Consider the following 11,985-nt stretch of genomic DNA (forward strand, 5'->3'; position numbering starts at 1 on the left):
AGGAATTGGAACGATTAAAAACTTGGGAGTCGTTTGAAAATCCATTCGGGTATGATTCGAATGAGTAACATAATCCATCGCCAAGGCCAACGAATGTAAATTTGGTCTTTTTTTTCTAAACCAGCCGAAACAATTTTTTCACCGGCAACTTCTGGTTTCAGTGTTAACCATGGAATTAGATTGTGTCCGAAAGACATCTTTGTATAAACAGGTCCCAATAAAATGGTTCCGATATGAACACCTTTGGGATAGAGTAACGCGCGTAAACCAGAAAGGTAGGTAGTAAGCCCTGCCTTTGCACTACCATAGATATAATTTAATTTCCTTCCTCTTTCTCCTGCTACCGAACTCACCACGGTTATGGTCCCAGAGTTTTCTTTTTCCATCGCAAGTGAAATATGATTCACAAGTGCGGCAACACCTGTAAAATTGATTTGAATTGTTTTTTCTAATTCTTTCCAATCCTTACGGGCTTCATTTTGGTCTTCGTAATACCCTACTAAAACAAAAACATGATTCGGTTTTTCTTTAAGAGAAGAATAAAACTTTTGAAAGGAATTCATATTGGTTATATCCAATTCAAAAGTAAGAATTGGAAGGTTGTATTTCCTTTTTGTATCATTTTTGATTTCAGCTAATTTTTTTTTGTTCCTACCCGTAATGGAAATCGAATGGCCTCGTTTTGCGAGTGCATCAATTACCCAAACTCCAATATCGGAAGTCCCACCAACAACTAATGTGTGTTCCCTTAACATCCTTTATCCCTTATACCACTTTTTGATCATAAAAACCAGATCCTGTATGAGGAGTGGTTTTGTCATAAAATCATCCATACCCGCCGCAAGGCATTTTTCTTTTTCTTCTTCCATGACATTGGCAGTGAGTGCAATGATAATCGGTTGTTTCTTCCTGTTTAATTGACTCCGAATTTGTTTTGCCACCTCAATCCCACTTATGTCAGGCATTTGAACATCTAAAAAAATAAAATCAGGATTCTCCGCTTCCACAATTTCTAAAGTTTGTCTTCCGTTTTCGGTAAGTAAGGCATTGTAACCTAATTTCTTTAGGAACATTTGACTTACTTTCAAATTGATTGGGTCATCATCAGCAATTACGATTTTAAGTGGATAATGACTTGCTAAGTTTTTTTCCCATTCTGTGAGTTTGAGGATGTTTTGGTTTTCCGTTTTATTCTTTTGGTTCCCATTTTCGGCCGTGGTCGTGACAGGAAGTTCTATGGTAAAAACTGATCCTTTACCAAATTCTGATTCAATCGAAATTGTACCTGACATCTCTTCTACGATTTTTTTGGTTATGGTGAGACCGAGGCCAGTCCCAGTAGATTTTTCTGAAAGATGAGAATGGATTTGTTGGAAGGGTTGGAAAAGGAGGGGTACCTTATCTTCAGGAATCCCAATGCCTGTATCCATGATTTGAATTTCCAAAATACATTTATTTCCATTTAAGGTTATGGTTTTAAGTGAAACCGTTATTTTCCCTTTTTCTGTAAATTTAACAGCATTGCTCAGTAGATTGGATAGGATTTGAGTGAATCGTCTTTGGTCTGTTAGAATGTGGGTAGGTGGTTCATTTTGAAAATTTAATATGATTTGGACATGATTGTCTTTTAGTTTGGAACGAAACAATTGTATGATATCATTTAGGAATTTAGGTAAAAGAATAATTTCTGATCTTAATTCAAATTTTCCCGCTTCCAGTTTTGTTAAATCAAGAATGTCATTAATTAACAGTAAAAGATTTTCGCCACTAAACTGGATCAAACTCAAATATTCTTTTTGTTCTTCATTTAAATTGGATTGTCCCAACATTTGAGTCATACCCAAAATTCCATTTAAGGGAGTTCGGATTTCATGGCTCATTGTGGATAAAAATGCGGATTTAAATTTTACTTCAGCTAAAGCTAACTCTTTCTCTTGTTTTAACTTTTCTTTGTTTTTAAAATTTTGGATCATCCGATCTGCAATGAATAATGCTTGTGACAATCCAAACACCAAAAACCCGTATTGGGCAAGGTATGCGGTTCCCTTTTTTGCAAATTCAGTCAAAATATCCAATGAAAAGAGTAACATCGTCGCTACAAGGGAAAACAAAAAGAATTTTGCACCTGGTTTTTTAATCAATACACCAAGGAAAATTGGATAAATTAAAGTAAATAAACCAAACAAAGATAAGATCAAATGAAATGATTGGATTTTTGAATAAGTATCTGAATTGAAAGGAATTGCAAATAACAATAGTAAAGCGAATATGTAATTAGAACGATAGAATATGTGATACTTTTTGTCAGGATAAATTTCCTGAACATACCGTACAAAAGACAAATACAGTAGTGTAAATGTAAAACCATTGATCCTAATCATGATTTCGTAAAAACCGATGGGAAGGTAATTGTAGATGAGTCTGGTTTCACCGATACTTAAAATTCGAATCGAAGCAAGGAAACAAACAAAAGCAAAATACAAATGTGTTTTTTCATCTCGCCAAAAAAGAAACAAAACAAAGTGAAAAAAAGCAAGTGTGCCCAGTGAGGCAAATACCAAGATGTCACGGCTTGTTGCTTCAAAGAAAGATTTGTTAATCGTTTCATTAGTTCCAAATTGGTAAGGAGTTGCGATCCCACAGACATGATAATGGAAACAAGATACCTGAACTCGAAGGTCTATCACACCATCATCCGTTTTAGGAATGGAAACTGTTTGGATACTGATGTTTGGGATTTCCGATATTACATCTGAACCAACTTTACCTGATTCATAAATGGTTTCCCCGTTTGTTTGGATACGAAAGGCATTCCTTGTCACACCGTTTTGGAGGTAAAATGATTTTACAGCTGGGTTTACGAGTATTTTCAATTCTAAAGTCGCATACCCATTGGGTAAAACGTTTGTAAAATTTTCTGTCCAATTGCCTGGAATTTTTGTGAAACTAGGGTTGTTTGCCTCTGGATTTGGGTCCCATTGTTTCCAATGGATGAACCATTCCCCATTTAATAGAACGTTTCCATCCTTTGTGAAATCCCAATTTCGTAAATCAATGACCCCTTGTTTTGCGTTAGGTGGATGTGAAAACTCATACTTCTTACAACTCAAATTGTAGAAAACGATAGAAAAGAGAAAAATACATTTAAGAAAAACAAGGAAACGTTTCACGAGATTACATCAATTATGACGAATTTTTTTGTATGGATCTGAAAGCCAAATCGAATAAGGAAACAATTTTCTTTTTCAACGTAATGAGAACGAAGGCAAATAAGTTTGGTTTCCGTATATATCCTAATTTTCTTAATTGGTTTAGGTTTTGAAACCCTTTTAATTTCTCTGGATTCACTATATTAAAAATTTGGTCAATTTTTCCGCCATTGACTGTGAACATTTGGACAAAGATGGGTTTACCATCAGGGTTATATCCAATTACCGCTGGAGTTTGGTTGGCATAACCAAAATACACTTGGCTTGGATCGGATATCTTTTTAGTTGTTTGTTTGAGTAAAGTGGTAACTCGAATGATTCCAGGAATCGGAATCCTTGCCGCATGGACTTTGCCACCTCCATCCGAATAAGCGACCACGTCTTCTTGCAGGAGGAGCGAAAGAGACTTTGTATCTTGTTTGGCGCAAGCAAGACTAAATTCCAAAAATAATTTTGCATGTAATTTGGGATCTGGTTCAAACTTCTTTTTCCTACTCTTTAATGCTTGTTTGGCTCTACTTAAAAGTTTACGGCAATAGGTCGGATTTTTCCCGACAACCTTGGCAATTGTCTGAAAATCAAAATCGAATGATTCTCGTAAAATGAAAACAGCTCGTTCAAATGGATTAAGTGTTTCCAGAATGACAAGAAAAGCATAATTGATTTTTTCTTCATCAACTCCTTCCATGATTTCAGGAATTGGTTCGGGTAAATAAGGACCGATATAGGTTTCTTTTTTTCTCGAGGCTTTTTTTAACAAATCAAAGGCAAGTCTTGCCACAACACTTCCCAAATATGACTTTGGGTTGTGTATATTTGAAGTATCTAACGAAAGCCATTTGAGATAACTTTCCTGGACAATATCTTCTGAATCCGCATAACTTCCAGTAATCCGGTATGCAATTGAAAAAAGATAGGTTTTCCAACTTAAAAAAGAATTTATATCATTCATCTAGCGACTTCTTTTGTTTCCCTTATCTTTTGATTCCAATTATGTTTTTGGAAAAGATTTCCTTTGGGCCAAAGGTAAAATCGGAAAGGCAAAAGTTTTTCCATGTAGATTGAAAACAAAGTGAATCGATTCACACATTCCTTGGTCCAGGCTGCCAATTTCCCTTTTAAGATCCATTCTCTTGGAGAATCATCACCATAAGTGAATTGGATGAGTCCATCGTTTCTACCCAAAGAAACACACCTTCCAAAAAATTGAAACTGAAACTCCGATGGTTTTTTGTTTTTTATGATTTGGTTGATGGTATCTGCCACATAGGCTCCCATTGGTAGTGCTGTGACACATCCCATACGTAAGATGGAATCATTGACTTTTGCAACATCTCCAATCGCAAAAAGATTAGAATGCTGTTTCGATCGTAAATAACCATCCACATAAATTTGTTCTTTGGTATTTGTATGCAACGCTGAATGATCAAAAAGTGATTCCGTTTGAAATCCGGTGCAATTCATTAGGCAATCGTATTCTAAGTTTGTTTTGTTTTGGAAACTTATTTTCCCATTCTGAATCGATTGTATGGCAATGTTTTCAATGGTTTTGATCCCCATTCGAGCAAACGTTTTTTTTAGGTGGGCTTTTCCTGTTTCAGAAAAGGAATGTCCAAATTCCTTTGTATCTACGATTGTTACATTTGCATTTGGAAATCGTTCTTTCCATTCTGTTGCGAGTTCGATACCCGTTAGGCCACCACCTAATATGCATAAGTTTTTGATTTGGTTTGGATCTTTTTTAATTTGGAAGGTTACCAAAGCTTTTTCGGATTGAATGGAATTTTCCTCTGGGCTCAGTTGTTTTATATTCCCACTTCCGATCGCCACTACTAAGTAATCATAGGGAACGGATCTTTCACCTTGGTGTGAATGGAATGCCACTGTGTTATTGTTTGGATCGATATTGGTTACTTTTCCTAATTGAAAGTCAATGTTTTTGCGTAAGTATTCCTGGATCGGAATTCTCTTCTTTGCCCTGCCGACTGCAAATTCATGGAAACGGATTCGCTCTTGGAAATAAAATTGATCGGAGAGTAGGGTGATTTTACAATTTTTGTTTTGTTTTTCCAATCGATTGGCGCATAAAATGCCTGCATAACCTGCCCCTAAAATCACTACATTTGTTTTCATCGGATACCTCAGCTACAAGACGATTGGTGGGTGTTCATTTGTGACAGATTTTAGAAAAAAAATGAACTTGCAGTAACAGGCGATATTGGGACAAGATCACCCATGCAGAAATGGAAGCAAAAATTAATCCTAATAAGCTTGGTTGTGGTCACCTTGTCCCCGGCACAAAGGCTTTTTTCACAAGGATTTGACAAAGGGAATTTGATTTTTTATGGAATGGGAACCGGTGGCCTCGGAAACAACTCAGGTTCCATCCAAAAAGCAGTTTATAATTACAACTTCCCCAATTACCTAGCGCTCAATACAATTTCAAGTAATACAAGTGATCGTGTTCTAAACTATTTAATTTACCAGGAAATAACCGAGGCAAGGACAAGGCTTTCTAGCCGAGGTGGTGAGGTTGGTTTTGAATACGGATTGTTCAAATACTTTGGCATTGGACTTGCTGTCACAAACCAAGTCATTACGGCTGCCCATTTTCGTACGGTTGATACGAGGCTCATCACATTGTTAGCCCTCCAACCCATCAATGTATCCACACAATTTTCCTTATTAAGCTTTACCGATTTGGTCCAGGTTTATTTACAAAGGACACGTGAATTTTACAACGCAGGTACTGCTGATTTGAATTTATTTTTCCATTTGAATCCAAATAGCCCTTTTGATCCTTATATACGAATTGGGGGAGGTGCAGGTTCGGAAAGGTTATACGGTGGCAATGTCAATCGTGTCTTTGGAAGTCTGGGATTTCGTTACCACTTCAATGATAGATTTTTTATCAGTTCTGAAGTAGAACATGCCAATACCTATATCGTAAATTATAAAGTACCGTCTTCGGGATATCGCAATCGTGGAAATTATGAAGAGACAGCAGTTAAATTTGGAATTGGTCTCAATTTTTCCCTCTCTAAGAAAGACAATCTCGTGTTAGACGAAGCTCCAAAAAAAGTGATGGATACTGCTACGTCTGATGTGAACACTAAATCAAATGAAAATTTAGAATCAAAACTAGAACGATTTGTATTCTTTGCAAGTGAGATCTTTGATTTACCATCGAGCCGCATCCATTTGGAAGGAAGGGCAAGGCTCGATGCCATTGCAAGGAGTTTGGAAAATGAATACAAGGAATATGACATCTTAGTAATTACTTATACTTCACCTTACAAAGAAGACCTACCTGGTAATTATGAAAATTATGATTTAGGATTTGAAAGGTCACAAGCAATCTCCCGTGTACTACGTGAAAAAGGCGTGAACCCAAGAAGGATCATTGATTCCACTCAAGGATCGGCCCTTTACACAGTGGAATCAAAAGAAAAAGTCGTGATTGAACTTAGAAAAAAAGTTAAGTAACCAAGGTTTTTAAACAAAGTAACTCTTCCGTCCGTTTTCTACTGCTCGTGCAGAGTTTCGGATCGTCCTTCAGGGACTCTCCGAAACTCGGGATCATTGTTTTTAGTTTTTCCTTCCATTCTTTTGACTTCATTTGTTCTGGAAAACAATCTGATAATACCTCCAACATAATCGAAACGGATGTGGATGCCCCGGGGCTTGCACCCAGTAGTGCCGCAAGTGTTCCATCTTTAGCGGAAACAACTTCTGTTCCAAACTCTAATACCCCACCTTCTTCTTCGTCCCTTTTGATCACTTGTACTCTTTGTCCCGCCACAACAAGTTCCCAATCTTCCGATTTGACTTCAGGGAAATATTCTTTCAGGGCTTCAATTCTGTCTTCATGAGATTGTAAAGCTTGGCTAATCAAATACTTCGTGAGAGGCAAATTATGCATACCAGCTGATAACATTGGAAAAATATTATCAAACTCTAATGATTTCACCAAATCAAAATAAGATCCCTTTTTTAAAAATTTAGTCGTAAAACCAGCGTAAGGTCCAAATAATAATTCCTTTTTCCCTTCAATGATCCTTGTATCCAAATGAGGGACAGACATTGGAGGAGATCCAACATTAGCTTTGCCATACACTTTTGCAAAATGTTCTTTGATGATGGATTTATTTTTACATCGTAACCATTGCCCACTCACAGGGAACCCACCAAATCCTTCTGCTTCAGGGATATCTGATTTTTCGAGAAGTGGTAGACTCCCTCCACCAGCCCCAATAAAAACAAATTTTGCTTCGAAGTGTTCTTTTTCATGGGTTTGTAAATTATTTGATGTTAGGTGCCAATATCCAGTTTCACTCCTTTCCAAATCTTTGACATCTTCAAAATAATGAACATGGACATCGGGAAAACTTTCCAAGTATCGAAACATAGCTCGCGTTAGGGTACCAAAATTCACATCGGTGCCTAAATCCATTTTTGTGGCGGCGATTTTTTCATAAGGGTCTCTTCCTTTCATGACAAGTGGAAGCCATTGTGAAATGGTGTTTCGATCTTCAGTGTAAATGAGTCCGTTAAACAGTTCATATTCTTTTAACGCATGGAAACGTTTTTCCAAAAATCGAACATTTTCTTCTCCCCAAACAAAACTATAATGAGGAACGGAGTGAATGAAATCTTCTGGATCTATAATTTGTTTGATTCCGGATAGATAGGCCCAAAACTCTTTAGAGATTTCAAATGATTCTGCGATTTGCAGTGCTTTTTTGGTTTGGATCGAACCATCTTCGTTTTCAACTGTATAGTTCAATTCACAAAAAGCAGAATGGCCAGTCCCTGCATTATTCCATGCATTGGAACTTTCTCGTGCGGCGGCATCCAGTCTTTCCAGAACTGAGATTGTTAACTTAGGATTTAATTCTTTTAACAGGACCCCGAGAGTGGCACTCATGATCCCTGCACCTATTAGAATCACATCTGATTTGGTTCGTACTGTTTCTTTTTCTTTCATTCTATCCTACTGACGTCAATAATCGAGACTTTCTTGATGAAAAACCTGTCCAATAGGTAAGGTTAGTTTTTTGAAAGTATTCTTCTTATTTTTGTCCGTTCTGACATCCTTACTTGGATTTATCTATTACTATTCTACCTTTCGTTTGATCCGAGGACTTTCACTGAATGGCCCTGTGGTGACATTGATTTTGATAGGGATCGGAGCCCTGGTGGTCCTTGTCCCCGTAACCTATATTTTTAGCAGGGTCTCCAAACGAGAGAAAACCCAAACTTTTTTTGCGTATGTCAGTTTCACTCATTTTGGATTTTTCTCCATCCTCTTCACCTTGGTGCTTTTGATGGACCTGCTTCGGGTCTTAGACATTGGGTTTGTCTCAGATTATTCTAGGTTTCTATTTTCCACCTTACTCCAATTAGGATTTCCGATCGATGGTGTGACAGAAGTGAAAAACTTCAGTTTGGCTTTTTCTACGATTGTAGTTGCAACAGCTCTCAGTTCACTTGGATTTTACAATGCTCATGTTCGCCTGAAATACAAAAAAACCAAAATCCCTGTTCGGAATTTGCAGAAGGACCTCCACGGATTCAAAATTGTCCAGATCTCGGACATACACATTGGACCAACGATTAAGGAAAAATTCCTTCGTCGTGTGGTTGGTAAAATCAATCTCCAATCACCAGATGTTGTGGTGATCACAGGGGATCTTGTGGATGGTCCCGCAGCCACTCTCAAACACCACCTAAAGCCCTTGTCAGACATCAAATCCAAATATGGCACGTATTATGTGACCGGGAACCATGAATACTATTCGGGAGTTTTGTCTTGGTTACCCGAAATTGAAAATTTAGGCATCCATGTGTTACTAAACGAAAACAAAATTTTAAATGTGGGTGAGTCCAAATTGCTCATGGCAGGTGTGACGGATTTAACCGCAGGATCCATGATCAAATCCCACCAAACAAATCCAAGGCGGGCAATGGCTGGTGGTGAAGATACTGACTATAAAATCCTTTTAGCCCACCAACCCAATAGCATTTACGAAGCAAACAAAGTTGGATTTGACCTTCAAATTTCAGGCCATACCCATGGTGGTCAATTTTTCCCAGGCAACCTATTGATTTATTTTGCGCAAAAATTTGTAGCAGGCCTCCACAAGTACAAAGGCACCCAGATTTATGTGAGTCGGGGGACAGGCTATTGGGGGCCTCCTTTTCGTTTGGGAGCCCCAGCGGAAATTTCCATTTTAACCTTACAATCTGAAGGATAACCTATTGATTTTGACAGACAACGGTTCACTCTGAACCATTCTTACACTCTGTTTCCTAATGAAAAAAATGAAAATGGATGATGCCGCGTCCCTTTTCTAAAATCATTGTCAAAGAGACAGGATGGTTCCATAGGAATGACAGAAAATCAGTTGATCAGGAAGTTGACGTTTGCCATCGAAGCACCTTTATACTTATTGATTTTTCCTTATTTTATCAACTTTTGTTTATTTGCTTCCAGTTTTGATTCTGATACGCTCATACAACTCGCAATTCTTGGTACACTTCTCTCCCTCATTCCTTTGGTAGTCGGAATCACACTGAGATACCGAAGGCTAAAAGTTCTTTTGAGTGATTCACATGTTAAGGACAACCAAACTTTGTCAGATTTAAAAAAAGGGTTACTCGAACACCCTCACTGGGAAGGCAAGGTGATCCTCATCCGTTGGACTGTTTCCATCATTGGTTTTTCACTTTTGGCAATTTCAGTTTTGGATTTGCCTGCGGTTGAAATTTTGGCCTTACCCTATGCCTGTGTGATGCTTGTTCCAATCATTTATTTGGCATTTTACTTTCAAACAGAGGTATATTTAAGTTCTGTTCTCAAAAACAAACGTTTTGCTGAGATCCATTTAGATGAATCAAAGTTTCGCATTTTTGGTGTTTTCCAACGTAATCTTTTTACAATGATGGCAGTTGCCATATTGCCAATGTTAACCTTTGGTTATTATTTGTTTTTGCTTTTAGCAACAGATTTTCGATCTCCTTACTGGGTGTACCAAATGCCAATTGTCTTTGTGATGATGGTTATCATTATGATTTATTCAGCTTATGTTGGGAGCAAATCATTAAAGGAAGATATTGGAAATCTTAACCATTCCATTGAAAAATTATCAAATGGAGAGTTGGCTGATACCATCCCACAACTCTCAGCCACAAATTTGAGTCATACCATTGCTAGGTTAAATTTATTTATGGATTCGTTACGATCTTATTTCCAGACTGCAAAAAAAGAAGCAGTATCCTTATCGGAAACATCAAAAACAATTTTAGATAAAGGTGTGGTGATCGATTCTCAAGTGGTTTCCGAAAAAAACAAACTTGATTCTACTTTTGATTCGGTGAACCAAATCCAAAGTTTATCAAAAGCAACATACGAACGAGTGTTAACCCAAAAAGAAAAAACCAATTTTTTGGCGAAAGAACTCACCATTGTTACAAACGAAATGACAAACCTTTCTAAAAAAGCGGATGAACTTTCACAAAATACAATCCATTCCATAGGGACTGTGAAACTGGCAAAAGATGCCATTGAATCTGCATTTGAAAAAGTAGAACAGATGAACCAGATGAGTGAAAATATCAAATCCGCAATCTCCATCGTTGAAGATATTTCGGATCGAGTGAATTTACTTTCTTTAAATGCATCCATAGAAGCGGCAAGGGCAGGCTCTATGGGTCGCGGTTTTGCAGTGGTTGCAAGTGAAGTTTCAAGGCTTGCCGATGAAACAGCAAAAAATATCGAAGAGATCAAACGTGTTGTGAAATTATCCCAAGTGGCATCGAAAGAAAGTTTGGAATCAATGAAAGGTATCATCAAAACCAACGAAGATGTGAAATCGAAATTTGAAGAGATTTCGCAAGTTGTTCAGATGTTTGGACGAACCAGTGAAACAAACTCTGAAAATGTGAAATCATTAAAAGAGCTGGTGGGCGAATTCCAATTGGATGCGGAAAAAATCACAAGTGAGATGGAGTTACAAACAATTTATACAGAAAACTCCAATTCCAACTTACAAGAGTTATGGGAAAATCATACCCAAATTTCGACAACATTCGCAGAGATTTCTGAAGAAGCCAATCGTTTGCAATTGGTGTCTGACTCTATGGAAAAGATTGTGTCTCGATTTCGATTTTGAAGTGCAATTGGTTCCATTCTATAGTGTTACATTCTGTTCTATTACCGATAGAATTTTAATGTCAGGCCATTCGAATTGATTTCTGTAACTGTATTGAGTTGCGTATCTGTATTCGATGCATCTAAAAGTTGGTCAATGGTCTTTCCATCTTTTTCTTCCCATCCGATCCCACAAATCTCACCATCTGTATTTTTTAAGTAAATTTTAGTGCTCCGATAGGGAGCACTCGCGTTCCACTGAATATTGTAATAAATAGAGCACATCGCGTCTGTGATGGGAACACCTGTTGCATCCAAGATTGAAATCAGATTTCCTCCTTGGAATAATTCGATTTGTTTGATATTTACCGGGTGGTGTTCGACGATCGTGATACAGATTTTCCCAGGGATCCTTCCTGTGCACTCGTTTAGGCGATTTTGTTCTTCTGACTTTTCTATCTGGAGAATGGATACGAGAGAAAGGGGAATTAACAAGGAATTTGTTTTCGATTCATTGCAGTTTATGAAACTGAGAAAATCTAAAATTAGAAGAATTAATATATTAAAAGAAAATTTTTAATGAAAAATAAAACTCTATTTATCAAAATAATACAGTTTATATTG

General features: G+C 37.3%; 9 protein-coding genes. 3 read left to right on the top strand and 6 right to left on the bottom strand.

Going from position 1 to position 11,985, the window contains the following annotated elements; genetic code table 11:
• Positions 1 to 14: 14 nt before the first annotated feature.
• Genes EHQ62_RS07900 through EHQ62_RS07915 form a run of 4 tightly spaced genes read right to left on the bottom strand, consistent with a single transcriptional unit; the run spans position 15 to position 5,342 of the window.
• The gene (locus tag EHQ62_RS07900) at positions 15 to 755 is read right to left on the bottom strand and encodes an SDR family NAD(P)-dependent oxidoreductase (protein ID WP_135641684.1); all 741 of its coding nucleotides are present in this window, start codon (positions 753 to 755) and stop codon (positions 15 to 17) included.
• 3 nt (positions 756 to 758) lie between these two features.
• Entirely contained in the window at positions 759 to 3,170 is a 2,412-nt protein-coding gene (locus EHQ62_RS07905) for an ATP-binding protein (protein WP_135641685.1), read from the bottom strand.
• A gap of 13 nt (positions 3,171 to 3,183) precedes the next feature.
• A complete protein-coding gene (locus EHQ62_RS07910) occupies positions 3,184 to 4,161 on the bottom strand; it encodes a sigma-70 family RNA polymerase sigma factor (RefSeq protein ID WP_135641688.1) in 978 nt (325 codons plus the stop codon).
• Positions 4,158 to 5,342: an NAD(P)/FAD-dependent oxidoreductase gene (locus EHQ62_RS07915; RefSeq protein ID WP_135641690.1), complete on the bottom strand. Its 1,185-nt coding sequence runs from the start codon at positions 5,340 to 5,342 to the stop codon at positions 4,158 to 4,160. Before EHQ62_RS07915 ends, EHQ62_RS07910 begins: the two co-directional genes overlap by 4 nt.
• Before the next feature lie 102 nt (positions 5,343 to 5,444).
• On the opposite strand from EHQ62_RS07915, the gene EHQ62_RS07920 reads away from it, so the two are divergent.
• The gene (locus EHQ62_RS07920; protein ID WP_135641692.1) at positions 5,445 to 6,695 is read left to right on the top strand and encodes an OmpA family protein; all 1,251 of its coding nucleotides are present in this window, start codon (positions 5,445 to 5,447) and stop codon (positions 6,693 to 6,695) included.
• Here EHQ62_RS07920 and EHQ62_RS07925 read toward each other — a convergent pair.
• Positions 6,688 to 8,196 (bottom strand): malate:quinone oxidoreductase, encoded by a 1,509-nt coding sequence (locus tag EHQ62_RS07925; RefSeq protein ID WP_135641693.1) that lies wholly within the window; start codon positions 8,194 to 8,196, stop codon positions 6,688 to 6,690. The two genes, EHQ62_RS07920 and EHQ62_RS07925, sit on opposite strands and share 8 nt — an antisense overlap.
• 70 nt (positions 8,197 to 8,266) lie before the next feature.
• Between EHQ62_RS07925 and EHQ62_RS07930 the strand changes: the two genes are divergently transcribed.
• Entirely contained in the window at positions 8,267 to 9,466 is a 1,200-nt protein-coding gene (locus tag EHQ62_RS07930; RefSeq protein WP_135641695.1) for a metallophosphoesterase, read from the top strand.
• Positions 9,467 to 9,601: 135 nt separating this feature from the next.
• Positions 9,602 to 11,383 (top strand): methyl-accepting chemotaxis protein, encoded by a 1,782-nt coding sequence (locus tag EHQ62_RS07935; RefSeq protein ID WP_135641697.1) that lies wholly within the window; start codon positions 9,602 to 9,604, stop codon positions 11,381 to 11,383.
• A gap of 41 nt (positions 11,384 to 11,424) precedes the next feature.
• Here the strand turns inward: EHQ62_RS07935 and EHQ62_RS07940 are convergent, their stop codons facing one another.
• Positions 11,425 to 11,856 carry a hypothetical protein gene (locus tag EHQ62_RS07940; RefSeq protein WP_135641699.1) on the bottom strand — a complete coding sequence of 144 codons (432 nt, stop codon included), beginning with the start codon at positions 11,854 to 11,856 and terminating at the stop codon, positions 11,425 to 11,427.
• Positions 11,857 to 11,985: the final 129 nt, after the last annotated feature.

The organism is Leptospira jelokensis, from assembly GCF_004769635.1.
In the GTDB taxonomy this organism is placed as follows: domain Bacteria; phylum Spirochaetota; class Leptospiria; order Leptospirales; family Leptospiraceae; genus Leptospira_A; species Leptospira_A jelokensis.